Raw genomic sequence first — 26,782 nt, forward strand, 5'->3', positions numbered from 1 at the left:
CGACAAGCGTAAGGATATGCCGTGTTCGTTTTTTCGAAACTTGTCTGGATTTTTGGTCAGCCGCTCTCGCTGGCGTTTCTTTTCATCCTGGTGACCTTCATCGCCGCTCTCCTGCGCTGGCGCGCCACCGTGATTGCCTCGTCGCTGCTGTCGGTGCTGATCCTGTTCGTCTCGCTTTATACGACGGCCGGCGCCTATGTCGTTCAGGGGCTGGAAGAACGCTTTCCGCGCGCCGCCGCCGATCCGGCGGATCTGAAATGCATGATCGTTCTCGGCGGCGCCACGCAGAATGAGGTGACGACGGAGCGCGGTGGCTACGAATTCGATTCGGCCGGCGATCGCCTCGTCGAAGCGCTGCGTCTGGCGCAGAAATACCCACAGACGCGCATCGTGATCTCGGGCGGCGATGGCTCGATCGGCGGCACCTATGAGGGCGATGCCGTCATCTCCGAGCGCTTCTTCACCGCGCTCGGTATTCCCAAAGACCGCATGGTTGAGGACAAGACCTCGCGCACCACCTTCGAGAATGCGGTCAATACGAAGGAGCTGCTGGCGCAGAACGGGCTTTCGAATTGCCTGCTGATCACCTCCGGCTTCCATATGCCCCGCTCGATGGGCATCTTCCGCAAGCAAGGCATCGATGTCGTGCCCTGGCCGGTCGACTATCGCAGCACCGGCAAGGAAAGCCTCGGCCTCGATTTCACCCAGCCGTCGCGCAATGCGCAGCTCCTGGCGACGGGCCTGCGCGAATGGGTCGGCCTGGTCGGCTATTACGCCGTCGGCCGCACGTCGGCGCTCTATCCCGGGCCGTAACTATATGCCCGGGCCGTAAAGCCTATTTTTTTGAGATGGTGACGAATTTGACGCCCCGCACCCGGACGGTGATCTCGCAGCGGTCCTCGCCATCACCGCGGTCGCAGAAGCGCGGATGCATCTTCATGACCAGCACCATATTGCCGAAGCGCTGGATGAAATCATAGCCGTAGATCTGCGCAGTAGCGACGAGCAGGTAACCGCCCTCGGCCACCTGGACGTAGAAGTTATAGGGGCAGCCCTCGTCCGTGCAGTAGGGGCCTTTTTCGCCTTTGCAGGTGATTTCGCCCTCGTTGACGACGATATCCATCAACTTGTCGTTGTTGATGTCCTGCTGGGTCGCGAACTTGTCGCCGAAGCTCACCTGGCCGTCGCAGCTCTTGGTGAAGTGATCCTTCTCGAATGCCACGGGATCCTGCAGGATCGATTGCTGCGCCTCGGCCACGGCGGGCATGATCACGAATGCAATGAGATTGAAGATCACGATCAGCAGGGATTTCAAGGGGGATTCCTCTTCGAAGCGCCGTCGCAGCCACGGTGGTCGCCGCAGCTGCTGCGACATCTTTGCACCTGCCGGCTTGCGCGGCCCTTGCCGTCGTGATTCATTTCGAGAAAATCGCCGGCGCCTCGTTGGAGTTTTCGATGTCGCTTCTCTCGTTTCTGGACTATGCCGGCGTCGCTCTTTTTGCCGCAACCGGCGCGCTCGCGGCCTCGCGCAAACAGCTCGATCTGATCGGCTTCTTGTTTCTGGCGGCCGTGACCGGCATTGGCGGCGGCACGCTGCGCGATATCGTCCTGGGAAGGGTGCCCGTGTTCTGGGTGCTGAATCCGACCTATATCATCATCTGCGCCGTGGTCGGCGTCCTGGTCTTCTTCACCGCGCATCTGTTCGAATCGCGCTATCGGCTGCTCATCTGGCTCGATGCGGTGGGGCTGTCAGCCTATTGTGTGATGGGGGCGGCCAAGGGCATGGCGGCGACGGGTTCGCCCACGGTTGCCATCGTCACCGGCGCGCTGACGGCAACGTTCGGCGGCATCCTGCGTGATCTCCTGGCAAACGAGCCTTCAGTGCTGCTGCGTCCGGAAATCTATGTGACCGCTTCGCTCGTCGGCGCAGGTGTCTTCACCGCCGCCAATGCGACGATGTTGCCGCTTTATGCCTCGGCGGGGTTAGGCGTGATCGCCGCCTTTGCGGTGCGCGGCGGCGCGCTCTGGTTCGGCTGGACCTTCCCGACCTATCGCCACAAGCCTGGCCGGCATCCGGATGATGTGATGTAGATGGGAGGCAATCGGAGTTACGCAGTAGGCAATAGCAAATTGCTGGAAGACAATTCTATTGCCTATTGCCTATTGCCTATTGCCTATTGCCTATTGCCCATGCTTGCGGCGCAGGCGGATCACCACGTCGACATGGGCGATTTCCATGCCCTTCGGCGGTTCCGGCAGGTTGTCGATCGTCAGATTGCTGATCGGGATATCCAGCACCTCGTTGTGGCCTTCCACGAAAAAGTGATGGTGATCGGAAACGTTGGTGTCGAAATAGGTCTTGGTGCTTTCGACAGCCAACACGCGGATCAGGCCGGCCTCGGTGAACTGATGCAGCGTGTTGTAGACGGTTGCGAGCGAAACCGGGACGCCGGCGGCAACGGCTTCCTCGTGAAGCTCCTCCACGGTCAGATGGCGGTCGCCCTTGGCGAAGAGAAGGTCCCCCAGCGCGATCCGCTGTCGGGTCGGCCTCAGGCCGACAGTGCGCAGCCTGGTTTCGATCGCGATTTCGGCTTCTTCCGCCATTCAGGGACTCCGGATTCCTGATTTCTATAATTCTTTACTAAACCATATAACTTTTGCCTTGATTGCTTTCAATAGTTTCAATGGGGTGGGAAGGTGCTCAAAAGCCGGAAAAATCGGGCTTTTGCCGCATTTGGCACTGGTAGCGGCTCTGGCGTTCCTGTATGCGACCACCACATAAGAGCTAGTGCGTTCGATCGGACGGGTGAATGAGAGTGTGATGGTTGCGCTTCATTTTCTATCGATCTTGCACTAAAGCTTCACATCCATCGGCATTCATGCGGGGGAAACGGAATTTTATGACGACGAGACAATCCAGCTTCAATTACGAGGAAATCCTGGCCTGCGGCCGCGGCGAGCTGTTCGGCCCCGGCAACGCACAGCTTCCCCTGCCGCCGATGCTGATGGTCCACCGCATTACTGAAATTTCCGAGACCGGTGGTGCTTTCGACAAGGGCTTCATCCGCGCCGAATACGACGTGCGTCCCGACGACTGGTATTTCCCTTGCCATTTTGCCGGCAACCCGATCATGCCGGGCTGCCTCGGCCTCGACGGCATGTGGCAGTTGACCGGCTTCTTCCTCGGCTGGCTCGGTGAGCCCGGCCGCGGCATGGCGCTTTCGACAGGGGAAGTGAAGTTCAAGGGCATGGTTCGCCCGGAAACGAAGCTTCTCGAATACGGCATCGACTTCAAGCGCGTCATGCGCGGCCGCCTGGTCCTCGGCACCGCTGACGGCTGGCTGAAGGCCGACGGCGAGGTCATCTATCAGGCGATGGATCTGCGCGTGGGCCTGTCGAAGGACAAGGTCGCCTGAACCGCGGCGCCGCCGCCTCCACAAAGACAGACGTTTTAGAAAAGGTCATCGACATGAGACGGGTAGTTGTTACGGGTCTGGGTATTGTCTCTTCGATTGGAAACAATGCTCAAGAAGTGACCGCCTCGCTGCGCGAAGCCAAATCCGGCATTTCTTTCTCTCCCGATTTCGCCGAGCACGGTTTCAAGTGCCAGGTATGGGGTTCGCCGAAGATCGATACGACCGATCTGGTGGATCGCCGCGCCATGCGCTTCCTGTCGCAGGGTGGCGCTTGGAACCACGTCGCCATGAAGCAGGCGATCGCCGACAGCGGTCTTGAGGAAGGCGACATCACCAACGAGCGCACCGGCATCATCATGGGCTCCGGCGGCCCGTCGACCCGTACGCTGATAGAAGCCGCCGACATCACCCGCAAGAACAACAGCCCGAAGCGCATCGGTCCGTTTGCCGTGCCGAAGTCGATGTCGTCGACCGCGTCTGCAACGCTTGCGACCTGGTTCAAGATCCACGGCGTCAACTACTCCATCTCGTCGGCATGCTCGACCTCGGCGCACTGCATCGGCAACGCCGCCGAGATGATCCAGTGGGGCAAGCAGGATGTGATGTTCGCCGGCGGCCACGAGGATCTCGATTGGACCATGTCCAACCTCTTCGACGCCATGGGCGCCATGTCGTCCGACTTCAACGACAACCATCCGGAAACTGCTTCGCGCGCCTATGATGCCAAGCGTGATGGCTTCGTCATCGCCGGTGGCGCCGGCGTGCTGGTTCTGGAAGAGCTTGAGCATGCGAAGGCGCGCGGCGCCAAGATCTATGCCGAAATCGTCGGCTATGGTGCCACCTCGGACGGCTACGACATGGTCGCACCGTCGGGCGAGGGTGCCGTGCGCTGCATGCGCCAGGCGCTTGCCACGGTGAAGGGCGATATCGATTACGTCAACACCCATGGCACCTCGACGCCGGTGGGCGACAGCAAGGAAATCGGCGCGATTCGCGAAGTCTTCGGCGACAAGATCCCGCCGATCCAGTCGACTAAGTCGCTGACGGGCCATTCGCTCGGCGCGGCAGGCGTTCAGGAATCGATCTATTCGATCCTGATGATGCAGGAACGTTTCATCGGGGAAAGCGCCCATATCGCCGAACTCGATCCGGAATTCGAAGGCGTGCCGATCGTGCGCAAGCGCATCGACAACGCGAAGTTCGATATCGCTCTTTCGAATTCCTTCGGCTTCGGCGGCACCAACGCCACGCTCGTGTTCCAGCGCTACAACGGATAAGGCAATGACGGGAATCATGCAGGGTAAGCGCGGCCTCATCATGGGCGTCGCAAACAATCACTCGATTGCCTGGGGTATTTCAAAGGCGCTTGCGGCCGAAGGCGCGGAACTGGCTTTCACCTTTCAGGGCGAGGCGCTCGGCAAACGCGTCAAGCCGCTCGCAGCCGAAGTCGGCTCGGATTTCCTGCTGCCTTGCGATGTCGAGGATCTGGCCTCCGTTGATGCCGTCTTCGACGCGATCAAGGAGCGCTGGGGCAAGCTGGACTTCATCGTCCATGCCATTGGCTTTTCCGACAAGAACGAGCTGAAGGGTCTCTATGCCAACACCACGCGGGACAATTTCACCCGCACGATGGTGATTTCTTGCTTCTCCTTCACGGAGATCGCCAAGCGCGCCGCCGATCTGATGACGGAAGGCGGTAGCATGCTGACGCTGACCTATAACGGCTCGACGCGGGTCATCCCGAACTACAACGTCATGGGCGTCGCCAAGGCCGCGCTCGAGGCGTCCGTTCGCTATCTCGCCGCCGATTACGGCCCGCGCGGCATACGCGTCAATGCCATTTCCGCCGGCCCGATCCGCACGCTGGCTGGCGCCGGCATTTCCGATGCCCGCGCCATCCTGTCGTGGAACCAGCGCAACGCGCCGCTGCGCAAGTCTGTTACCATCGATCAGGTCGGCTCGTCGTCGCTCTATCTCCTGTCGGATCTGGCAGCGGGGGTCACCGGCGAAGTCCACTTTGTCGATGCCGGCTACAACATCACCTCGATGCCGACGCTGGAAACGCTGTCGAGCGCGGACGCCGAGTAAGCGCACTGATCTGAATCATCCTCTCGGCCCTTGGTCGGGAGGACCATACTTCCGGATATCCTTCCAGAGGATTCCCGATGATATCAAACGACGCAAAACCTCTCGCATCGACCAAACGCCTGATCCTCCGCCGCTTCATGCCCGAGGATTTCGAAGCCTATAGCGCCTACCGCTCCCTGCCGGAGATCTACCGTTTCCTGTATCGCGATCCGCCTTCACCGGAGGCACTGCGAGAGCGTTTCGATGCCCGTTTGCATTCGCAGTTCCTGGAAGACGGCGATACGCTTCTATGCGCCGTCATTCGGCGGGAGGATGGTGCTTTGGTGGGAGATGTCAGCCTAACATTCAGAAGCAAAGCCGCTTTGCAGGCCGAGATCGGCTATACCTCCAACCCGGTCTATGCCAGGAAGGGATATACCACCGAGGCGACGGAAGCCATGATTACCCTCGGCTTCGAAAAATTCGGCCTTCACCGGATTTTCGCGCGGTTGGATGCGAAGAACGCCGGCTCAGTCGGTGTCGTCGAACGGCTTGGTCTCCGCCGTGAGGCGCTTTTGATCGAAAACGATCGCTTCAATGGCGTCTGGGGCGATGAATGTGTCTATGCCGTGCTGAGCCGCGAATGGGCAGCAAGAGCGCCGAATCGGGCGGGTTAACCGGCGTTGGATAAGATTTTACGAAAATTTTAGGTTAATTCTATCTTGCCGGGGATGGCCCGTTACCGCTGGCCGGAATTCCGATACAAGGCAGGCAATCAACAGTATTTCCTGCATGTCCATCGGCATTCACTAGAGCCGGATGTCGTCCGAAAGCCGATCACACCTTTCGGCATCATGCTCTAGCCATTTACGGGAACCCCAGCCGTGAACATCATAACTGTTGCTAGCCCCAAGCCGCTCGATTCGCTGGACGAGGCGGCACCGCTCGAATCCGCTGCCACCCTAAGGGCATTGGGGCCGGATCTGCTGCGCGCGCTTGCCATTCTCCTCGTCATGCTCGCGCATCTGCCGGCGGATGCGACACCGCTGCCGCTCGCCGGCATCAGGCCCTATGGCTGGATCGGCGTCGACATCTTCTTCGTACTCAGCGGTTATCTCATCGGGCACCAGCTGATGACGGAAGCCGCGCGCCGCCATGGCGTCGACTTCAAGGCTTTCTATCTGCGCCGGGCGTTCCGCATCTTGCCGGCCTTTCTGCTGGTGCTTGCAGTCTATACGTTTGTCCCATCCCTGCGCGATGCGCCGGCGATGCAGCCCGCCTGGCGGTTCCTGACATTCACGGTCAATTTCGGGCTTGATCCTCGTCTGGGCAGCGCATTCACCGAAGCCTGGTCGCTGAGTGTCGAGGAGCATTTCTATCTCGCTCTGCCGGTTCTCGTCGTCTTGCTCAAGCGGCGAGCGACAGCGGGCTTCATAGCCCTTCTGGTGGCGACGATCGTGATCGCCGGTATGGGGCTGCGGTTTGCGCTCTGGCAGAGCCATGTCGGCCCGATTACCGAAATGCAGGCCTACAGGGAAGCGTTCGCCGTCTATCTTAGAGAGATTTATTATCCGACTTACAACCGGCTGGACGGGCTCACCTTCGGCGTCGTTCTGGCGGCGATCCGGCTGTTCAAGCCGTTGCTATGGGAAAGGTATATGCCACCCTACATCACGCTTGGCATTGGCGGCATGCTCATGATGGCGGCGGCGGTGATCTTTTCCGTCCGCGGGCCGCTCGCCGAAACCAATCTGCCGCTCGTGTTCCAGCCTCTTCCAGGCGCAGTCGTCGGCTTTCCGCTGTTCTCGGCGGGCGTGGCGTTCATTCTCGGCGCATTGCTGGATCTGCAGCCGAGGATCGGGCGCTGGCACTTGCCGGCCACATCAGGCATCGCAACGCTCGCCTACAGCCTCTACCTCACGCACAAGGGCGTCTACCATCTCGATCAGATGGTCTTCGGCAAGGACAATCTTCAGGGGCTTTCGGGCTTCGTCATCTACCTCGCCACCTGCTTCATCGTGGCGGCAACGCTCTGGTTTCTCGTCGAAAGAAACTTCCTGATCCTGCGGGATCATCTGATGCCGCGCTCACGTCGTGCCGACGAAGCTTGACCCATAAGAAAGGCGGCCGATTGGCCGCCTTTGTCGCTTATTTCTTTGCCCAGAGCACTTTGTAGCGGGCATTGCGGCAGGTCTCGCCGAATTCCTTGAAATTCTCCGCCAGCACCGGCTCGTAGGGCAGGCCGCGATTGGCAACCAGCATCAGCCGGCCGCCGCCACGCAGCGCCGAAGCCGCCGTCTTGATCATCGCCTGGCCAAGCGAAGGCTCGGCGGCATGGCCCTCGTGGAAGGGCGGGTTCATGATGATCAGGTCGTACTTGTCCTTGACCGGTTCGCTCGCCAGATCGTGCCAGAAGAAGCGCTGGGAGACTTTCGGGCAATGCGACAGCAGGTTGGCGCGCGCGGCCTCCAGAGCGCCGTAATGGGCCTCGTAGAGGTCGATGCGCTCGATCCTCGGCGATTTGGTTGCGAGCTCGACGGAGAGGTAGCCCCAGCCGGCGCCGAAATCGGCGGCATCGCCGGCAAAATCGGTCGGCAGGCGCGAGGCGAGCAGTTCGGAGCCGGCATCTACACGGTCATGGGAGAACATGCCGGGCGCCGTGGTAAAAGTGTCGTCAACGAGCGTTGCCGGCTTTGCGAGCTGTGCCGTCAACACCTTGATGTCGGTAGGGCGCGCAAACCAAAAGGCGACGCCGTGATATTTCGGCATATGCTCGACCTCGAGACCGAAGGCTTCGATGCGCTTGCGCAGCGGCTGGATGCCGTCTTCCTTGCCGCCGGCAACGAGGATGAGGCCGCCTTCCCTAACGCGCGCCAGCGCTTGGGCGATGTGATCCTCGTTCTCACCCTTGTGCTTGCCGCAGAGCACCAGCGCGCCGTCATAGCCTTCGCCTTCGATCTCCGGCGTCACGTTGATCCGCTGTGCCTGCAGCTGACGATAGAAGGGACGGAAGCCCTGAACGGCCGAAAGCTCGGCCGCGAAGCCTTCCGGCAGCGCAAAGCCTGCCTCGGCGCCGAGAAACAGGATTCGCTCACCCTCTCCGGGCGCGTCGACAGTACCGGAGGCAAAGGGATGGAACAGGGTCTTCAGGGCATCGCGGCTCATGGGCGTGGTCTCGTTATTGTTTCGTTGGTCGGGCTTGCTGGCAGGTATCTGTTTCCGCGCGGGCCCCTCACCCTAGCCCTCTCCCCGTCGGGACGGGGAGAGGGACGACGGAGTAAGATAGCGCCTGATTGCTTAAAGGCGGCGTCAAACATGGTCTAGTCCCCTCTCCCCGCAGTGGGGAGAGGGTTTAGGGTGAGGGGCCAGGCACGTAGTTTCGGCAAAACCGAACCGGCTAACCTCTTAAATATAAAAAGGGCGCGGAAAGGATCCCGCGCCCCGGAACGTGAATGAAGGCGCGGCTTACTCGGCCGCGTCGTCCTTCTTCTTGTCGGCAGCGATTTCCTGGCCGGTCGCCTGGTCGACGACCTTCATGGACAGGCGAACCTTGCCGCGCTCGTCGAAGCCGAGGAGCTTCACCCAGACCTTGTCGCCTTCCTTGACGACGTCCTGTGTCTTGGCAACGCGCTCGGAAGCGAGCTGCGAGATGTGGACGAGGCCGTCGCGGGCGCCGAAGAAGTTGACGAAGGCGCCGAAGTCGGCGGTCTTGACAACGGTGCCTTCATAGATCTGACCGACTTCCGGTTCTGCGACGATCGAGTGGATCCACTTGCGGGCCGCTTCGATTTCCTTGCCGGAGGAAGAGGCGATCTTGACGGTGCCGTCGTCTTCGATGTTGATCTTGGCACCGGTCTTTTCGACGATTTCGCGGATGACCTTGCCGCCCGAGCCGATGACTTCACGGATCTTGTCGACCGGGATGTTCATCACTTCGATGCGTGGTGCGAATTCGCCGAGCTGGCCACGGCTTTCGGTGATTGCCTTGGACATTTCGCCGAGGATGTGGGCACGACCGCCCTGTGCCTGGCCGAGAGCGACCTTCATGATCTCTTCGGTGATGCCGGCGATCTTGATGTCCATCTGCAGCGAGGTGATGCCGTCGGCGGTGCCGGCGACCTTGAAGTCCATGTCGCCGAGGTGATCTTCGTCACCCAGGATGTCGGAAAGAACGGCGAAGCGATCGCCTTCCAGGATCAGACCCATGGCGATGCCGGCAACGGGCTTGGCCAGCGGAACGCCAGCATCCATCAGAGCGAGCGAGGTGCCGCAAACCGTTGCCATCGAGGACGAGCCGTTGGACTCGGTGATCTCGGAAACGACGCGCAGCGTGTAGGGGAACTGTTCCGCCGTCGGCAGCATCGGGCGGATAGCGCGCCATGCGAGCTTGCCATGACCGATTTCGCGACGGCCCGGCGAGCCCATGCGGCCGGTTTCGCCAACCGAGTAGGGCGGGAAGTTGTAGTGAAGCAGGAAACGCTCCTTGTACATGCCCGTCAGGCTGTCGACATACTGTTCGTCTTCACCGGTGCCGAGCGTGGCGACGACGATCGCCTGCGTTTCACCGCGGGTAAAGAGAGCCGAGCCGTGCGTGCGCGGCAGGAGGCCGACTTCCGAGACGATCGGGCGAACGGTCGACAAGTCGCGGCCGTCGATGCGGCTCGACGTGTCGAGGATGTTCCAGCGGACGATCTTCGCCTGCAGGTGCTTGAAGATGGCGCCGACTTCTTCGGCCGTGTACTTGGCTTCGCCTTCCTCGGGCAGGAAGTGTGCCTTCACCTTGGCCTTGACGGCGTCGACGGCGGCATAGCGATCAGCCTTCTGCGTGATCTTGTAGGCGTCGCGCAGTTCGGCTTCGGCAAGGCCGAGCATTTCCTTCTCAAGCTCGGCATAATCTTCCGGCTGGAAGTCGCGGGGCTCCTTGGCGGCGACTTCGGCAAGCTGGATGATCGCGTCGATCACAGGCTGGAAGCCGCGATGGCCGAACATGACGGCGCCGAGCATGATGTCTTCCGGCAATTCCTTGGCTTCCGACTCGACCATCAAAACGGCGTCTTGCGTGCCGGCGACGACGAGGTCGAGGCTCGATTCGTCCATCTCGTCGAGATGCGGGTTGAGCACGTATTCGCCGTTGATGTAGCCGACGCGAGCGCCGCCGACGGGACCCATGAACGGGACACCCGACAGTGTCAGGGCAGCCGAGGTGGCGACCATCGACAGGATGTCGGGATTGTTTTCCAGGTCATGCTGGATAACGGTGACGACGACCTGCGTGTCGTTCTTGTAGCCTTCCGGGAAGAGCGGGCGGATAGGGCGGTCGATCAGGCGCGAAACGAGGGTTTCGTTTTCGCTCGGACGGCCCTCGCGCTTGAAGTAGCCGCCGGGGATCTTGCCGGCTGCATAGGTCTTTTCCTGGTAGTTGACGGTGAGCGGGAAGAAGTCCTGGCCCGGCTTCGGTGCCTTGGCCGAGACGACGGTCGCAAGTACCACGGTTTCGCCGTAGGTGGCGACGACGGCGCCGTCGGCCTGGCGAGCGATCTTGCCGGTTTCCAGCTTTAGCGGGCGGCCTGCCCACTCGATTTCAACGGTATGGATATCGAACATATCTTATCCTTGCATTGTGCGGGAAAAGGCGCCGTCGCCGACAAGTTCGGCAAGACGCATCTTCGACCACACGAAGTGACGTATCACGGGCAAGACAACGAGAGGCTTTCGAAGATCGGCCGAAGCACGAGGCTTCGGCTGAAAGCATCCGGCAATCCTGCCCCATGACAGGTCAACGGTTGTTGTTGGCAGCACCGGCCCATCCGGCCTGCCGGCAGTTTCGCGTCGCGCAATTGCAAGGCGCAAGCGAAACAGTCTCAAGGGTTCATAACCCCTTATAAGCAACCGGCGGACGTTCAGCAGAACGCCCGCCGGAGATTCTGTTAGCGGCGGATACCGAGGCTGGTGATCAGCTTGGTATAACGGCCTTCGTCCTTCTTCTTAAGGTAGTCAAGAAGCGAGCGCCGGCTGGAAACCATCGTCAGAAGGCCACGACGGGAGTGGTTGTCCTTCTTGTGGTCCTTGAAGTGGTCCGTGAGGTTGTTGATGCGCTCGGTCAGGATCGCAACCTGGACTTCCGGAGAACCGGTGTCGCCTTCGACGGTCGCATATTCCTTGATCAGCGCAGCCTTGCGCTCAGCAGTGATCGACATCGGATAGTCCTTTCTATGAGAGGAGATTGAAGTCGCCAAACGCCGGGATGTCGTCCAGCATTGGCCGCGAATGCAATCAGGCATGCCTGATGCTGGCGCTGCCTATAAACCAAATGAGCGGCAATGGAAAGAGGGTTCTCCCTGAGGCGGTTTCAGCGGCCCGCCATGGCGTCCCGGATCATGGCATCGTAACCCTCCGGATCTTGCAGCATCGCGAAATGGCTGGCGTCCTTCAGTATGACGAGCCTGGCACCCGAAATCTCCTTCGCCATCATCTGCGTATGGTCGAGCTTGACCGCCTCGTCATGGTCGCCGATGGCAAGCGTCACCGGTACTGTGATCTTGCTGAGGTCGGTTGCCGTCCATGCCGGCTGCGTTGCCCACATCTGCGAAATCTGGTTGACGAAGGCATCGTACTCGCTCGGCGTCGGTGACAGCTTTTTGTAGTACTCGCCGGCGACATTGATGTAGTCGTTGAAGGTCTTGTTGCTCATGACGTCGGGCTTCACGCCGTCGGTCGTGACATTGGCCGCCTGGGCGATCACCCGGGTCAGCTTTTCGGGATGTTTCATCGCCATGTCGATGCCGATGATGCCGCCATCCGACCACCCGACCAGCGTCACCTTGCCGATCTTCAGATAATCGAGCAGCGCGACATAATCCGAGGTCATTAGATCATAGCCGAAGGGCTGCTGGCTGCGCGTCGAGCGGCCATGCCCGCGGCTGTCGGCAACGATAACGAGGTGATCCCTCGCGAAATCGGCAACCTGAGCGCCCCAGACATCAGCATTTCCCAGTCCGCCATGGATGAAGAGGATGGGGTCACCTTGACCATACTCGGCATAGTACATCTTGATGTCGTTGACATCAGCCATGCCGCTCGTCTTCGGCTGCGGCATTAGCGGGAAGGGCGGCAGTCCGGCCCAACGCTCGGCGGAATGCGTGCTTGCGACTGTGAGGAACAACGAAAGGAACGTCAGTATGCCAATGGTAGCTGTGCGCATATTCTCCCCCATGAACGGGCCGTCATGGCCCGCCGGGAGCATATCGCATCGCAATTGCCTCGCAATAGCAACCGTTCCTGCTGATTGGTGCTTAGACGAAAACGCGCTTAGGGCGGAATTCGCCCTGGCCGATTTCGCCGATCGCAATCAGCTTGCCGCGCGCCGTGGCATAGGCCTCGGTTTCGGCGACCGGCGCGTCGCGTCCGCGCACCAGGATCGGGTTGCCCATCTTCAGGCGATGTGCCTGGTCGTCGCTGATGACGAGATGCGGCAGCGAAGACAGGGCCTCGGCGGTGTCGATCAACAGCGCGTCGAGGGCCGCAAGCCGCTCGTCCGCATCTTCGATCTCCTCCAGCGCCACCAGATCGGCAAGCGGCACCATCGCCTCCTCGGCGAAAGGCGCGACGAAGCTGCGGCGCAGGCCGGAAATGTGGCCGTAGCAGCCCAGATCGCGGCCGAAATCGCGGGCAAGCGCGCGCACATAAGTGCCCTTGCCGCACTCGACCTCGAAATGCGCCGTATCGACATCCGGGCAGGCGAGCAGCGTCAGGCGGAAAATCTCCACTTCGCGCGAGGGGATCTCGACGATCTCGCCCTCGCGGGCCAGGTCATAGGCGCGCTCGCCTGATATCTTGATGGCGGAGAATTGCGGCGGGATTTGCTGGATGGTGCCGGTATAGTTCGGCAGCAGCGCGCGAATATCCTCTTCGCTCGGACGCTTGTCGGAGGTGGCGGTTACTGCGCCTTCGAGGTCATCTGAAGCGCGCTCCTCGCCCCAGGTCACGGTGAATTCATAGATCTTGCGGCCGTCCATGACATAAGGGACCGTCTTGGTGGCGTCGCCGAGCGCGATCGGCAGCATGCCGGATGCGAGCGGGTCGAGCGTGCCGGCATGACCGGCCTTCTGGGCTTTGAACAGCCATTTGATCTTGGAAACGGCTTCGGTCGAGCCGAAATCAACCGGCTTGTCGAGGATGAGCCAGCCCGAAATCGGGCGGCCCTTGGGCTTGCGTGGTTTGGACATTCTCTGTCTCTGTTATTGATCTTGGTCGTTGTCGTCTTCGAGATCGCGGCTGACCTCGGGCGAGCGCAGCAAGGCGTCGATCTTCTTGTAATTGTCGAAGCTCGTATCGTCGCGGAAGCGGACTTCCGGCATGTACTTCATCTGGCGAAGCTGAGGACCGAGACGGCCGCGGATATATTTAGCATGGCGGTTCAGCGCCTCGATGACGGCGCCGTGGTCGGTGACGCCGAGCGGGGTCACGAAGGCGGTGGCGATCTTCAGATCCGGCGACATGCGCACTTCGGAAATGGAGATTACCGTGCGCTCGATCAGGTCGTCGCGCACTTCGCCGCGCTGCAGAACCTGCGTGATCGCTGAGCGCACCTGCTCGCCGACGCGAAGCATGCGCTGCGAAGGCGCGGAAGAAGTTGGTTTGGTCATGGTTGTTCCGTTAGCAGCGTCCCGTGGACGCGATAAAGCGGGTCACATGACTCGATCCGGCGCAAAGGTCAAGGCTGGACAGGATTTACTGCCCGCCAGAAGCCGAGAATCCTTGCAAATACGATCTCCTGCTCCGCCTGGGAGGAGAAGACGGCTGCCGGGATATGGGCTGCGAAGGAGATGGGGTCCAAGAAAAAACCGCCGGTTTCGCCGGCGGTTTTGATATCTTGCAAATCGAAGATTGCTTAGAGCGTACGGGTGATATGCTCGACGCGGAAGCACTCGATCGTGTCGCCGACGCGGATGTCTTCGTAGTTCTCGAAGGCCATGCCGCATTCCTGGCCGACATTGACTTCCGACACTTCGTCCTTGAAGCGCTTGAGCGTCTTGAGCTTGCCTTCGTGGATGACGACGTTGTCGCGCACCAGGCGGACGCCGACGCCACGCTCGACCTTGCCTTCGGTGACGCGGCAACCCGCGACCTTGCCGACCTTCGTGATGTTGAACACCTCGAGGATCTCGGCATTGCCGAGGAAGGTTTCGCGACGCTCCGGAGAGAGCAGGCCCGACATCGCTGCCTTCACGTCATCCACCAGGTCGTAGATGATGTTGTAGTAGCGGATTTCGATACCTTGACGCTCGGCGAACTGACGAGCCTGCGCGTTGGCGCGGACATTGAAGCCGATGATGGCCGCATTGGAAGCCTCCGCCAGCGAGACATCCGACTCGGTGATGCCGCCTGCGCCCGAATGGACGATGCGGGCACGAACTTCGTCGGTGCCAAGCTTGTCGAGCGCGCCGGCAATGGCTTCGATCGAGCCCTGCACGTCGCCCTTGATGACCAGCGGGAATTCCTTCACGCCGACAGCCTGGAGCTGGGTCATCATCTGCTCGAGCGAGCCGCGCTGACCGGACAGGCGGGCAGCCGCCTTGTCGCGGGTGAGGCGCTGGCGATATTCCGAGATCTCGCGGGCACGGCTTTCGCTTTCGACGACGGCGAACTTGTCGCCGGCCTGAGGTGCGCCGGAAAGGCCGAGCAGTTCGACCGGCATGGCCGGGCCTGCTTCTTTCACATGCTCACCCTTGTCGTTGACGAGCGCACGGACGCGGCCCCACTGGTCGCCGGCAACGACTATTTGGCCGGGACGCAGCGTGCCCTTCTGCACGAGCACGGTGGCAACCGAGCCGCGACCACGATCGAGCTGAGCTTCGATAACGGTGCCTTCGGCGGTGCGGTTCGGATTAGCCTTGAGATCAAGGATTTCCGATTGCAGCAGAATGGCTTCCAGAAGCTTGTCGAGATTGGTGCGGTTCTTCGCGGAGACTTCCACGTCGAGAACTTCACCGCCCATCGATTCGACGAAGACTTCGTGCTGCAGCAGCTCCGTGCGGACCTTCTGCGGATTGGCTTCGTGCTTGTCGATCTTGTTGATCGCGACGATGATCGGAACACCCGCCGCCTTGGCGTGGTTGATCGATTCGATCGTCTGCGGCATCACGCTGTCGTCGGCCGCGACCACCAGGATGGCGATGTCGGTCGCCTGGGCGCCGCGGGCACGCATTGCCGTGAAAGCGGCGTGGCCGGGCGTGTCGATGAAGGTGATCTTCTGGCCGTTCTGCTCGACCTGATAAGCACCGATGTGCTGGGTGATGCCACCGGCCTCGCCGGCGACGACGTTGGCGTGACGGATCGCATCGAGAAGCGAGGTCTTGCCGTGGTCGACGTGACCCATAATCGTGACGACGGGCGGACGGGAAACCAGTTCGCCTTCCTCGTCGACAACGTTGAAGATCCCCTGTTCGACGTCGGATTCCGAAACGCGCTTGACCGTATGGCCGAATTCGCCGGCAATCAGTTCGGCCAGATCGGCGTCGATGACGTCGCCCGGCTTCATCATCTGGCCTTCCTTCATCAGGTACTTGATGACGTCGACGGCGCGTTCGGACATGCGCTGCGACAGTTCCTGGATGGTGATGGTTTCCGGCAGGACGACTTCACGCGAGATCTTTTCGCGCGTTTCCTGCATCTGGCTGCGACGGAACTTCTCCTGGCGGCGACGCATGGCCGAAAGCGAGCGGCCGCGGGCGGAGCCGTCCTCGTCGACATTGGCCGTCGTTACCGTCAGCTTGCCACGGCGGCGTTCATCCTCGGTCTTCGGACGCGTGGTAACCGGCTTTGCCGGCTCAGGGCGCGTGACCTTGCCGCGGACCGGAGCGCCACGGGGCGGGCCGCGATCGCTCTCTTCCTCATTGACGCGACGGCGGCTGGCCGGGGCTTCGCCGGCAGGAGCGCCAGGACGTGCCGGCTGAGGAGCCGCATCCGGACGACGCGCAACGACAGGAGCCGCAGGCGCCCGGACTGCCGGCTTCGGCGCTTCCACCGATGCGGGCGTCTCGACCTTGGCTTCCAGCGCGCGAGCCGCTTCTTCTTCGGCGCGGCGTGCGGCTTCAGCCTGCTCGGCGATGCGACGGGCAGCTTCTTCCTCAGCGCGGCGGGCCTCTTCCTCGGCACGACGAACCGCATCGGCGGCATCGCGGACCTGGGCTTCGGCAAGCGCACGGCGGCGCGCATCCATTTCGCCAGCCGACAAATGGTTCAGAACCACCGGTCGCGACGAACGTTCCTGCTGCGGGCGCTGCTGGCTGTTCTGGTTCGATTGCTGTGGCCGCTGCTGCTGGCCACCAGGCTGATGAATGCGCGGAGCCGGCTGCGGCGGGCGCGGCGGCTGCGGCGTCGGCTCGGCGACGCGCGTCACCGATGGCGCAGCTGTCGCCGTCGGCGTGATTGGCTTTTCGTCTTCAGGACGTAGCGGGCGGCGCTTACGGGTCTCAACCACGACCGCCTTGGTGCGACCGCGGCCCATATCCTGGCGCACGGTGCCCTGGTTTACGCCTGAAGGTTTCAGGGTGAGGGTCTTCTTACCCGAAACACTCAGCGTCTTGTCGTCTTGATTGTCGGTCATTCCGTTCCTGTTCCTTCGGACAGGGCTCGGAAACGTCCGTCAGACCCTGTCGTTCAATGCATGTACCTTAATGAGGCGTCCGGCGTAGGCCGGTGACCGCGTCATTGTTTTCGCCGGCCAGCGCCACCCGTTGCCCGGGACTGACCGCCGTTGCGGTACTGTTCGAGCAGGTTTGCGCGCTTCACTACACCTTCACCGGCCTGCCCTGCAAGCGCTGCGGCATGGATAAAAGCATTCTGGCCCATCAGTTCTTCCATTTCCGCCTCCGTGAAGACACGGAAGGAGGGTATTTCCTTTTCGGTTTCCATACCGAGATGCCAGGCCTTTCGCGCCTGGTCGATCTTGCGGACGCCATCGGCGGCGGCGGCGATCGCATGAAACACGGCAATTGCCGAGCCGTTGCGAACAGCGCCATCAACCTTTGATGAACCGCTGACGAACCGGCCCGCCTTGCGCGCCATGTGCATCATCCCGGCCAATTGCGCCAGGAGAAGGCGGTCGACGATGGCACCCAGATCGGCCGGTGCCGTCACCTCCGCCTTCAAGGCGCGGGAAAACAGTTTCTTTGCCACTGCCTTGTCCACCAACGCCCGGTCGACCTTGACCCAGCAGCCGCGTCCCGGCAGTTGCCGCTTCAGGTCGGGAACAACGGTCCCGTCGGGAGCGGCGACGAAGCGGATCAACTCATCGGGCGATCCGCTTTCGCGTGTTACGATGCACATGCGGCCGTTTGCGTCGTCACCGCCGAGATTATTGTCCTCGGCCGGTGCGCTAGGCCCCTGGGTGATCGTCATGCTTGTTGCTCGGTCTCATCCTCCGCGACCTCTTCGGTCTCAGCGGCAAGATCGGCTTCTGTGATCCAGCCGGCCAGCAGGCGGGCCTGCACGATCATCTGTTCGGCCTCGACTCGCGAGACCTCAAGCTTGGAGAACAGGCCCTCGAACTTCTTCGTTTCGCCGTTCTTGCGCTCGCTCCAGCCGACGAGATCGTCGGCGGCGCAGCCGGCGAAGTCCTCGATCGTCTTGATGGCGTCCTCACCGAGGGCGACCATCATCTGCGCAGTCATGCCGTTGATCTCACGCAGTTCGTCGGAGACGCCGAGCGCCTTACGCTTCTCGTCCATCTCAGCCTCGAGCTTCTCGAGATATTCGCGGGCGCGAGTCTGGATTTCCTGGGCGGTGTCTTCGTCGAAACCGTCGATCGAGGAGATTTCGTCGAGATCGACGTAAGCAAGTTCCTCAACGGCGGCAAAGCCTTCCGAGGCCAGAACCTGGCCGACCATTTCGTCCACGTCGAGCGCGTCCATGAACAGGTTGGTGCGCTCGTTGAATTCCTTCTGACGGCGTTCCGATTCCTCGGCTTCCGTCATGATGTCGATATCCCAGCCCGTCAGCTGCGAGGCGAGACGGACATTCTGGCCGCGGCGGCCGATGGCGAGCGACAGCTGTTCGTCCGGAACCACGACTTCGATTCGTTCGGCATCCTCGTCGAGAACGACCTTGGCGACTTCGGCCGGCTGCAGCGCGTTGACCACGAAGTTCGCCGGCTCGTTGGACCAGGGAATGATGTCGATCTTTTCGCCCTGCAGTTCGCCGACGACGGCCTGAACGCGCGAACCGCGCATACCGACGCAGGCGCCGACCGGATCGATCGACGAGTCGTTCGAAATAACGGCGATCTTGGCGCGCGAGCCCGGATCGCGGGCAACCGATTTCACCTGGATGATGCCGTCGTAGATTTCAGGCACTTCCATGGTGAAGAGCTTGACCATGAATTGCGGATGCGTGCGTGACAGGAAGATCTGCGGGCCGCGCTGTTCGCGGCGCACGTCGTAGACGTAGGCGCGAACGCGGTCGCCATAGCGGAAGTTCTCGCGCGGGATCATCTCGTCGCGGCGGATAATGCCTTCGCCGCGGCCGAGATCGACGATGACGTTGCCGTATTCGACGCGCTTGACCGTGCCGTTGACGATTTCGCCGACGCGATCCTTGAATTCGTCGAACTGGCGGTCACGCTCGGCCTCGCGCACCTTCTGCACGATGACCTGCTTGGCCGACTGGGCGGCGATGCGGCCGAAATCCATCGGCGGCAGCGGATCGGCGATGAAATCGCCGAGGGCTGCGTCCGGGTTGCGGTCGCGGGCCAGTTCCAGCGGGATCTGTGTGGAATAGTCTTCGGCCTTCTCGACCACTTCGAGCAGGCGCTGCAGGCGAATCTCACCCGTTTTCGGGTTGATGTCGGCGCGGATGTTTGATTCCGTGCCGTAACGCGAACGCGCGGCCTTCTGGATCGCGTCCGCCATTGCGGCAAGCACGATCTCGCGGTCGATGACCTTTTCGCGCGCCACTGCATCTGCGATCTGCAGAAGTTCTAGCCGGTTCGCACTGACTGCCATTGTCTTTAGTCTCCGTCTTCCTGCCCTTGGGTTCCCGTTCCGTCAGGCGGTTCGTTGATCGGTTATTCTTCTTCGTCCGCTTCGTTCTGGTTCGCAGCCTCGGCTTTGGCAAGCTTGTCGGCGCGCAGTGCGTCGCGGATAAGATCGTCCGTCAGGATCAGCTTGGCTTCGGCCAGCGTGCTGAACGGAATGGTCACCTTGGGCTCCTCGCCATAGGCGACCTGGTCGCGTTCGATCGTGAAGCCATCATCGTTGACGACGGCGATCTTGCCGCGGAAACGCTTGCGGTTATCGACGAGGATCGACGTTTCGCACTTGACGATGTGGCCGATCCAGCGCTGGAAGTCCGATTTCCGCACCATCGGGCGGTCGATTCCAGGCGAAGACACTTCGAGATGATACGCCTTATCGATCGGATCTTCCACATCCAGCACCGGAGAAATGGCCGTGGAGACCTCTTCGCAGTCCTCGACGGTCATCGTGCCGTCGTTGCGCTCGGCCATGATCTGCAACGTCAGGCCATTCTGGTTCAGGAGACGCACGCGCACCAGGCGGAAGCCCATGCCCACAAGGACGGGCTCAATGATGGCGGCAACGCGCTGGTCAAGGCCGGTTTCGACGATCAGCCTGGGTTCATTGGTATTGTCTGCGTTTGTCACGTCCGACAAGCATTCACTCCTGCAGTGTTCTTGCATTCGGAGATCGCGCTAATAAAAAAGAGCGGGTCCTTGCGGCCCACTCTTCATCACACGATCAAGAATTTGATGCTGATATAAGCCCCTTTCCGGGGAATTGCAAGGCAGCCGCGTTGAAAGCTGTCTGTGCCGCTATTTCAGCACGCCGAGCATCGAGCTGTCGGGATAGCAGGTGGGCTTCATGCCGCTCTTTTCCTGCCACTGGCCGATCGACCGTCTCGTCTTGTAGCCGGGCAGGCCGTCGGTGCCGCCGACATCATAGCCTTTGTGCTCCAGAGCCTTCTGCATATTGGCGACGTCGGAACGCAGCATCTTGCCGACATCGCCCCATTTTTCCTGGAAGGCGCCGCTGCCATAGGCGATGCGGTCGGCGAGATTGCCGATATAGAGGCCGTAGAGGTCGGAGTTGTTGTATTCCTTGATGACGTAGAAATTCGGGGTGACGATGAATTCCGGCCCGTCGCGACCGGCCGGCACCAGCATCATGCCGCTGGCCCGCAATTCGTCCGAGGGAAATGGCTTGCCGGAAACGCGCGTAATCCCGAGTGAAGCCCAATGCGAGATCGGCTTGGCGAGGTCGGGACCTTCCTGGGCGCAGGAGACGGCCTGCGGGATCGTGGCTTCGTAGCCCCAGCCGCGACCGCGCTGCCAGCCCTTCTGGACCAGATAGTTGGCTATCGATGCCAGCGTATCAGGCACCGAGGTCCAGATATTGCGATGGCCGTCGCCATCGAAATCAACGGCATATTTCAGATAGTTGGTCGGCATGAACTGCGGCTGGCCAAGGGCGCCCGCCCACGAACCCTTAAACTGATCCGGCGTGACGTCGCCATGTTCGAGGATGCGCAGTGCTGCGATGATCTCGGTGCGGAACATGTCCTTGCGGGTGGACATGAAGGCCTTGGTCGCCAGCACCTGGATCGCCGAGTTCGGTAGTTTGGCGATGCCAAAACCGGTTTCGCGGCCCCAGATGGCCAGCAGGATCGGTCCCGACACGCCATAGGTCTTCTCGATCCGCCGCAGCACCGGCCCATATTGCGTGGCAAGGCTCCGCCCTGTCGCGGTCAGCTTCTGTAGCCGCGCCTCGTTGAAGTAGGGGGCGGGAGAGGAGAATTCGGCCTGGCTCTGCGCCTGTTCCCTGGGCTTGGGGAAACCCGGCGGCTCCAGATCCGGCAGATCCCAATTCAGCGTCACGCCGGTAAAGGCGGCCTGGAAGGTCTTTTCGGAAATCCCCGCCTTTCGCGCTTCCGGCCAGAGATCCTTCTGGATCCAGGCCTGGAACTGCGCTTCGACGTCGGCCTTCGAGGCGGCGAATGCGGGGAAGGGGAAGAGGGTCAGGATGATGCAAAGCAGAGAAAGCAGCCTTTGCATATGTCGAGCCGCGGCTACCCCTCTCTGTCCCTTTCGGGACATCTCCCTCACAAGGGGGGAGATTGTTGGGAGACTGCCGCGCCTTCCATGGGGCTGATTTACTTCGGCTTCAGCAGATTCAATGCCTGTTTGAGAGGAAACGGCGTTGCAAGCGACCGATCTCCCTTGTGGGGGAGATGTCACGAAGTGACAGAGGGGGGCATGCACTCTCCTCATACTCAGTCCTTTACCGTATCCGTCAAATCGCCGTCCGCGCCCTCAGCGCCGCCGCCAGCGTGCCCTCGTCGAGATAATCGAGCTCGCCACCGACCGGCACACCATGGGCAAGGCGGGTGATCTTGATCTCCAGTCCAGCGAGCTGGTCCGTTATATAGTGTGCTGTGGTTTGCCCCTCGACCGTGGCGTTGACGGCGATGATGATCTCGCGGACGCCGCCTTCGCTGACGCGCGCGATCAGGCCGCGAATATTGAGGTCGTCAGGCCCGACGCCATCGAGCGGCGACAGGACGCCGCCGAGAACATGATAGACTGTGTTCATCGCGCCGGATCGTTCCAGCGCCCAGAGATCGGAAACATCCTCGACGACGATGATGACGGATTGGTCGCGCCGCTCGTCGGTGCAGACGGTGCAGGGATCGGCGGTATCGACGTTGCCGCAACGCGAGCAGATCTTCACCTTGTCATAGGCATCGCCCATGGCATGGGACAGCGGTCCGAGCAACTGGTCCTTCTTCTTGATCAGATGCAGCGCCGCCCGCCGCGCCGAGCGCGGCCCGAGGCCCGGCACCTTCGCCAGAAGCTGGATGAGTTTTTCGATTTCGGGGCCGGTGACTCGCTTTGCCATGGGAGGCTTTTAGCTCATAAGCTCACGGAACGGAATCACGGAAGGGGCGGTTGGCCGATGAAAATTCCGGCCATTTCCCATAGCGAGCTATCATTGTCGAGCCGGGTCACCGTAGAGCCAGGTCACCGCATGGCAATCGCCACGGCCGCGCCCGCCATGGTGCCGGCGCTGGCGCGATTGGCGATGCGCACGGCGCGGCGGCTCTTGAGGAAGGCCCGAGCCTTGGCCGCCAGCATCGCCCAGGAAAGGTCGATGACGACAAGCACCGCAAACATCGTCGCCACCAGCTCGGCCCAGCCGGCGATCGTCACGCCATGCAGGTCGATGATCGACGGCAGCAGCGCCACGTAGAACACCATGATCTTCGGATTGCCCATGGTGACCGTGAAGCCGGCGAGGAAGAGCCTTGCGGGCGATTGCGCGTCCGGCAGCTGTTCTTCGGTCGTATCGGAGGCGGCAAACCACATCTTCCAAGCGAGATAGAGCAGATAGGCGACGCCGAGCCATTTGATCGCCACGAAGGCCAGGTGGAAGGTTTCGGCAATGGTCGCAAGGCCGGCAACCGCAAAGGTCAACCAGATCGCCTCGCCAAGCCACATGCCGGAAAGGAAGGGCAGCACATTGCGCGCGCCCTTCGTCAGCACGCGCGCCACCAGCGCGGCAATGCTCGGCCCCGGCGATCCCGCCGCAATGAACAAAGCACCGGCAAAAACAAGCAGCGTCGACAGGCTCATCGCATTTCCTCCAATAGGGCCTTCCGATCAGCCCCGATCCGGCGCTCCAAGCAGGCAGGCCGGACGATATCCGGAAGAAGACGACATCTGGACGAAGATGTCCAGAGATAGCATTCCGGCCTGGCTGTTCCGAAACCGGGTTCCGGGTTTAGCCGAGCTGCGCGCGAAAGCGCTCGAAGATCGCCTTGCCTTCCGGCCAGTCCCCTAGTCTGGATGCCGCATTGATATGGCCGCGCGGCCCGACATTGGCGAACGCGCTGCCCCATATTTCTGCGCTGCGAAGCGCATGATCGAAGGACCCGAACGGATCGTCGGTGCTGGCAACCAGCAAAGATGGAAAGGGCAGCCGCTCCGGCGGCGGATTGGCGAAGCTGCCGGCTTCGGCAAGATAGACTTCGCCTGTGGGGTCGGGAGCGGCGACCAGCAAGGCGCCGAGGATCGCCGCCTTCCGCATGGGTGCCCAATGGACGATGAGCTGGCAGGCGAGGCTGTGCGCGATCAGGATCGGCGGCGTCTGCGACCGGGAGATTTCCCGCTCGAGGGCGGCGATCCAGTCCGTGAGTATCGGCTTGTCCCAGCTCGATGGCTGGAAGCGGCGCATGCTTGGGTCCTGCCGCTCCCATAACGTCTGCCAATGGCTTTCACCCGAGCCGCCAAGCCCCGGAAGCATGATGATATCGGTCATGTCGATCTTTTCTCCATAGTAACCTACGGCGAAAAGCTGACATGTCGTTTCATCAATTGACATTGCAATCCATCGGATAAAATTTGCCATAACCGATGAATTGAAGGTGAGTGATGGACAGTATCGAAAGAGGGCTGGATCCGACGGATCTGTCGATCGTCGAGATCCTGCAGCAGGACGGAAGAATTTCGGTGTCGGAGCTTGGCCGCCGCGTCGGCCTCTCGCAGCCGGCGGCTTCGGAGCGCCTAAAGCGGCTAGAAGAGCGCGGCGTGATCGCCGGCTATCGCGCAGTCATCGATCCCGCCGCCGTCGGGCTCGGCATGATGGCGGTCATCCGTCTACGGACGACGCACGAGCATATCCGGCCCTATCTGAAACAGTTTTCGGAAATGCCCGAGATTATCGAGGTTCTCAGGCTGACGGGCGAGGATTGCTTTCTGTTGAAGGTTCTCGTGCCGACACCATCAGACCTTGAAACCATCGTCGATTCCATCGCCCGCCATGGCGCGGTGACGACGTCGCTGGTGCTGCGAAACGAACCTGCAAAGGCGATCGGCCGCGATCTCATCCGCAAGGCGGCCGCCCGGTGATCGGATAGGCGCCAGCCTCAGAACGGCAGCTTGAAGCCGGGCGGGATCGGCAGGCCGGCGGTCAGTTCGCGGGTCTTTTCGGCGGCCAGCGCCTCGGCCTTCTCCTGTGCGTCCTTGTGGGCCGCGACGATCAGGTCCTCGAGGATTTCGACATCGTCTTCCTTGAAGAGCGACGGATCGATCTTCAGGCCCAGCATCTGGCTCTTGCCGTTGACGGTGACTGTGACGAGGCCGCCGCCTGCCTTGCCTTCGACGCGAATGTCGGCGATCTCCGACTGCATCTTCTCCATCTTGGCCTGCATTTCCTTCACTTTGCCCATCATGCCCATGATGTCGCGCATCGTCTTTGGTCCTTCTGCTGCATGCTTCTATTTCCCATCGGCTAAGATGTGCCGCCGGCCGCCGCGGTCGTCGAGCCGAGCGGTTCCGCTGCCCTCTATCTTACCCTTAGAATTCTATATCGTCGCCTGGTAGGATATCGCCATCGACGGATTCGGCGACTGCCGGCGGGGCGGCAGCCTCCTCCTCGTCGTCCGTCTCGGGTGCCCGCACCCGCACGTCGATGATTTTTGCGCCCGGAAATTGCGCCAGGATCGCCGCGACATCTGGGTCCTGCCGCGCATCGGCGACCCGCTGCTTCTGTGCATTCGCCTCCACTTCGACAAGCGTCGGCTGACCTTCCTCGCGGCTGAGGCTGACGATCCAGTGGATGCCGGTCCATTCCTTGAGCTTGACGGCAAGCTCGTTCAGCAGCGTGCCGGGAGCGCCAGGTGTCAGGCTGACATCCAGCCGGCCCGGCTCCAGCCTGACCGGGCGCACGAAGGCGCGCACCAGCGCTTTCAGCTTCGGATCGCGCTTCTGGCCGGCAAGTTCGGCAATATCGGCCATCGAATTGACCGGCACCAGCGGCTTCGGCGCTTCGGCCGGCTTCGGCTCGATGCGGCCGACGGGTTGCGAATCCGGCTGCGTGTTCGGCACGGCGCGCAGCATGGCGACCGGTGCGGAAGGCGTCGGTCGCGGCGCCGGCGTTTCGACGGCACGCGCCATGGCGTTGCCCTGATAGGAGACAGCTGCTCCGCCGCCGTTGCCGCCATTACCGATCGGCGCGGACGATGATGGGCGGGCGCCGCCATTGCCGTCGGAAAATTCGGCAAGTCTGCGCGCGGCATCTTCGGGTGCGGGAAGATGGGCCGCGTGCGCAAGGCGGATCAGCACCATTTCGGCAGCGCCGGCGGTGCGGGAGGCATTCTCCGTCTCGGTAATGCCCTTCAAAAGCATCTGCCAGATGCGCGAAAGCGCCGTCACGGCGACGCCCTGTGCGAATTCCGTCGCTTTCGTGCGCTCGATTTCGCTGAGCGACGGATCGTCTGCGGCATCGGGCACATATTTGAGGCGGGTCACGAGATGGGTGAAATCGGCAAGATCGGTCAGGACGACGACGGGATTGGCGCCGGCCTCGTACTGGCTGTTGAATTCGGCAAGTGCCGCAGCGACGTCGCCTTTGACGATATGGCCGAAGAGATCGACGATGCGGGCGCGGTCTGCAAGTCCAAGCATGGCGCGCACGGCGTCGGCGGCAACGAAGCCACTGCCATGTGCGATCGCCTGGTCGAGCAGCGACAGGCCGTCACGCGCCGAACCTTCCGCGGCCCGGGCAATCATGGCGAGCGCCTCCGGCTCGGCCTCGATGTCTTCCTTGCCGGCGATGGTGGTGAACAGCCCCACGAGATCGGAGGCGCTGATGCGGCGCAGGTCGAAGCGCTGGCAGCGCGACAACACCGTGATCGGAACTTTACGGATTTCGGTCGTGGCGAAGATGAACTTCACATGCTCGGGCGGCTCTTCCAGCGTCTTCAAGAGCCCGTTGAAGGCGGCCGTCGACAGCATGTGCACTTCGTCGATGATATAGACCTTGTAGCGGGCCGAAACCGGACGGTAGCGCACCTGCTCGATGATCTCCCGGATATCGTCGATACCCGTGTGCGAGGCGGCGTCCATCTCGATGACGTCGACGTGCCGGCCTTCCATGATCGCCTGGCAATGCTCGCCGGGTTCGCGCAGGTCGATGGTGGGCCGATCGATCGCAGCGGTCTTGTAGTTGAGGGCGCGTGCCAGGATGCGGGCTGTCGTCGTCTTGCCGACGCCGCGCACGCCGGTCAGCATATAGGCCTGGGCGATGCGGCCGGTCTCGAACGCGTTGGTCAGCGTGCGGACCATCGGCTCCTGGCCGACCATCAGATCCGTGAAGTCCTTGGGCCTGTATTTGCGGGCCAGCACCCGATAACCGGTGCCGGTCGAGGCGGCATCTTTTGCTTGTCGCTCGCTGTCGCTCATCGCCCTGCTTTTTGCCCGGTGAAAGCCGGGTCTTGCTTTCGGA

26 protein-coding genes are annotated in these 26,782 nt (G+C 61.6%); 8 read left to right on the top strand and 18 right to left on the bottom strand.

Annotated features, from left to right (window positions below):
* Window positions 1-21 precede the first annotated feature (21 nt).
* Entirely contained in the window at window positions 22-813 is a 792-nt protein-coding gene (locus HGP12_RS30315; RefSeq protein ID WP_168843455.1) for a YdcF family protein, read from the top strand.
* A gap of 22 nt (window positions 814-835) precedes the next feature.
* Here HGP12_RS30315 and HGP12_RS30320 read toward each other — a convergent pair whose 3' ends face one another.
* Window positions 836-1,315, bottom strand: a complete 480-nt coding sequence (locus tag HGP12_RS30320; RefSeq protein WP_168843454.1) for a hypothetical protein — start codon at window positions 1,313-1,315, stop codon at window positions 836-838.
* Between the two features lie 140 nt (window positions 1,316-1,455).
* Here HGP12_RS30320 and HGP12_RS30325 point away from each other — a divergent pair, with 140 nt between their 5' ends.
* Window positions 1,456-2,091: a trimeric intracellular cation channel family protein gene (locus HGP12_RS30325; RefSeq protein ID WP_168843453.1), complete on the top strand. Its 636-nt coding sequence runs from the start codon at window positions 1,456-1,458 to the stop codon at window positions 2,089-2,091.
* A gap of 90 nt (window positions 2,092-2,181) precedes the next feature.
* On the opposite strand, the gene irrA is transcribed toward HGP12_RS30325, so the two are convergent.
* Window positions 2,182-2,604, bottom strand: coding sequence for an iron response transcriptional regulator IrrA (gene irrA / locus HGP12_RS30330; RefSeq protein WP_168843452.1), 423 nt, complete (start codon window positions 2,602-2,604; stop codon window positions 2,182-2,184).
* 296 nt (window positions 2,605-2,900) lie between these two features.
* Here irrA and fabA point away from each other — a divergent pair, with 296 nt between their 5' ends.
* The 5 genes from fabA to HGP12_RS30355 all read left to right on the top strand — a co-directional run bounded on the left by fabA (window position 2,901) and on the right by HGP12_RS30355 (window position 7,594).
* Window positions 2,901-3,416, top strand: a complete 516-nt coding sequence (gene fabA / locus HGP12_RS30335; protein ID WP_168843451.1) for a 3-hydroxyacyl-[acyl-carrier-protein] dehydratase FabA — start codon at window positions 2,901-2,903, stop codon at window positions 3,414-3,416.
* A gap of 53 nt (window positions 3,417-3,469) precedes the next feature.
* Window positions 3,470-4,693, top strand: coding sequence for a beta-ketoacyl-ACP synthase I (gene fabB, locus HGP12_RS30340; RefSeq protein WP_168843450.1), 1,224 nt, complete (start codon window positions 3,470-3,472; stop codon window positions 4,691-4,693).
* A gap of 4 nt (window positions 4,694-4,697) precedes the next feature.
* Window positions 4,698-5,504, top strand: a complete 807-nt coding sequence (fabI, locus tag HGP12_RS30345; protein WP_168843449.1) for an enoyl-ACP reductase FabI — start codon at window positions 4,698-4,700, stop codon at window positions 5,502-5,504.
* 77 nt (window positions 5,505-5,581) lie between these two features.
* Entirely contained in the window at window positions 5,582-6,160 is a 579-nt protein-coding gene (locus HGP12_RS30350; protein WP_168880081.1) for a GNAT family N-acetyltransferase, read from the top strand.
* Between the two features lie 207 nt (window positions 6,161-6,367).
* Window positions 6,368-7,594: an acyltransferase family protein gene (locus HGP12_RS30355; protein WP_168880082.1), complete on the top strand. Its 1,227-nt coding sequence runs from the start codon at window positions 6,368-6,370 to the stop codon at window positions 7,592-7,594.
* 37 nt (window positions 7,595-7,631) lie between these two features.
* Here HGP12_RS30355 and HGP12_RS30360 read toward each other — a convergent pair whose 3' ends face one another.
* From HGP12_RS30360 to HGP12_RS30425, 14 genes are all read right to left on the bottom strand, one after another.
* Window positions 7,632-8,648: a class I SAM-dependent methyltransferase gene (locus HGP12_RS30360; RefSeq protein ID WP_168843446.1), complete on the bottom strand. Its 1,017-nt coding sequence runs from the start codon at window positions 8,646-8,648 to the stop codon at window positions 7,632-7,634.
* Window positions 8,649-8,948: 300 nt separating this feature from the next.
* On the bottom strand, window positions 8,949-11,087 hold the full coding sequence (gene pnp, locus HGP12_RS30365) for a polyribonucleotide nucleotidyltransferase (RefSeq protein ID WP_168843445.1): 2,139 nt from the start codon (window positions 11,085-11,087) through the stop codon (window positions 8,949-8,951).
* Between the two features lie 323 nt (window positions 11,088-11,410).
* The gene (rpsO, locus tag HGP12_RS30370) at window positions 11,411-11,680 is read right to left on the bottom strand and encodes a 30S ribosomal protein S15 (protein ID WP_047635766.1); all 270 of its coding nucleotides are present in this window, start codon (window positions 11,678-11,680) and stop codon (window positions 11,411-11,413) included.
* A 152-nt stretch (window positions 11,681-11,832) separates the two neighbouring features.
* Complete coding sequence (locus HGP12_RS30375; protein WP_168880083.1) at window positions 11,833-12,684, bottom strand: alpha/beta fold hydrolase; 852 nt, start codon at window positions 12,682-12,684, stop codon at window positions 11,833-11,835.
* A gap of 91 nt (window positions 12,685-12,775) precedes the next feature.
* A complete protein-coding gene (gene truB / locus HGP12_RS30380) occupies window positions 12,776-13,708 on the bottom strand; it encodes a tRNA pseudouridine(55) synthase TruB (RefSeq protein ID WP_168843443.1) in 933 nt (310 codons plus the stop codon).
* A gap of 12 nt (window positions 13,709-13,720) precedes the next feature.
* On the bottom strand, window positions 13,721-14,128 hold the full coding sequence (gene rbfA / locus HGP12_RS30385) for a 30S ribosome-binding factor RbfA (protein ID WP_168843442.1): 408 nt from the start codon (window positions 14,126-14,128) through the stop codon (window positions 13,721-13,723).
* Window positions 14,129-14,373: 245 nt separating this feature from the next.
* On the bottom strand, window positions 14,374-17,091 hold the full coding sequence (gene infB, locus HGP12_RS30390) for a translation initiation factor IF-2 (RefSeq protein WP_168843441.1): 2,718 nt from the start codon (window positions 17,089-17,091) through the stop codon (window positions 14,374-14,376).
* Window positions 17,092-17,192: 101 nt separating this feature from the next.
* A complete protein-coding gene (locus tag HGP12_RS30395) occupies window positions 17,193-17,885 on the bottom strand; it encodes an RNA-binding protein (RefSeq protein ID WP_168843440.1) in 693 nt (230 codons plus the stop codon).
* The gene (gene nusA, locus HGP12_RS30400) at window positions 17,882-19,486 is read right to left on the bottom strand and encodes a transcription termination factor NusA (protein ID WP_168843439.1); all 1,605 of its coding nucleotides are present in this window, start codon (window positions 19,484-19,486) and stop codon (window positions 17,882-17,884) included. The genes HGP12_RS30395 and nusA overlap by 4 nt, the downstream gene beginning before the upstream one ends.
* 62 nt (window positions 19,487-19,548) lie before the next feature.
* Window positions 19,549-20,154 (bottom strand): ribosome maturation factor RimP, encoded by a 606-nt coding sequence (gene rimP, locus HGP12_RS30405; RefSeq protein WP_168843438.1) that lies wholly within the window; start codon window positions 20,152-20,154, stop codon window positions 19,549-19,551.
* A 159-nt stretch (window positions 20,155-20,313) separates the two neighbouring features.
* A complete protein-coding gene (locus tag HGP12_RS30410) occupies window positions 20,314-21,552 on the bottom strand; it encodes a lytic murein transglycosylase (RefSeq protein ID WP_246703601.1) in 1,239 nt (412 codons plus the stop codon).
* Between the two features lie 238 nt (window positions 21,553-21,790).
* Window positions 21,791-22,396: a recombination mediator RecR gene (gene recR / locus HGP12_RS30415; protein WP_168880084.1), complete on the bottom strand. Its 606-nt coding sequence runs from the start codon at window positions 22,394-22,396 to the stop codon at window positions 21,791-21,793.
* Between the two features lie 122 nt (window positions 22,397-22,518).
* The gene (locus HGP12_RS30420) at window positions 22,519-23,130 is read right to left on the bottom strand and encodes a LysE family translocator (RefSeq protein ID WP_168880085.1); all 612 of its coding nucleotides are present in this window, start codon (window positions 23,128-23,130) and stop codon (window positions 22,519-22,521) included.
* A 148-nt stretch (window positions 23,131-23,278) separates the two neighbouring features.
* Window positions 23,279-23,815 carry an RBBP9/YdeN family alpha/beta hydrolase gene (locus tag HGP12_RS30425; protein ID WP_168880086.1) on the bottom strand — a complete coding sequence of 179 codons (537 nt, stop codon included), beginning with the start codon at window positions 23,813-23,815 and terminating at the stop codon, window positions 23,279-23,281.
* 113 nt (window positions 23,816-23,928) lie between these two features.
* Here HGP12_RS30425 and HGP12_RS30430 point away from each other — a divergent pair, with 113 nt between their 5' ends.
* Window positions 23,929-24,405: an Lrp/AsnC family transcriptional regulator gene (locus HGP12_RS30430; protein ID WP_168843433.1), complete on the top strand. Its 477-nt coding sequence runs from the start codon at window positions 23,929-23,931 to the stop codon at window positions 24,403-24,405.
* Between the two features lie 17 nt (window positions 24,406-24,422).
* Here the strand turns inward: HGP12_RS30430 and HGP12_RS30435 are convergent, their stop codons facing one another.
* Window positions 24,423-24,746: a YbaB/EbfC family nucleoid-associated protein gene (locus tag HGP12_RS30435; protein WP_149635072.1), complete on the bottom strand. Its 324-nt coding sequence runs from the start codon at window positions 24,744-24,746 to the stop codon at window positions 24,423-24,425.
* 106 nt (window positions 24,747-24,852) lie between these two features.
* Window positions 24,853-26,739, bottom strand: coding sequence for a DNA polymerase III subunit gamma/tau (locus tag HGP12_RS30440; protein ID WP_168843432.1), 1,887 nt, complete (start codon window positions 26,737-26,739; stop codon window positions 24,853-24,855).
* Window positions 26,740-26,782: the final 43 nt, after the last annotated feature.

Origin of the sequence: Rhizobium sp. P28RR-XV, assembly GCF_012641385.1 — a bacterium.
Lineage (GTDB): Bacteria > Pseudomonadota > Alphaproteobacteria > Rhizobiales > Rhizobiaceae > Rhizobium.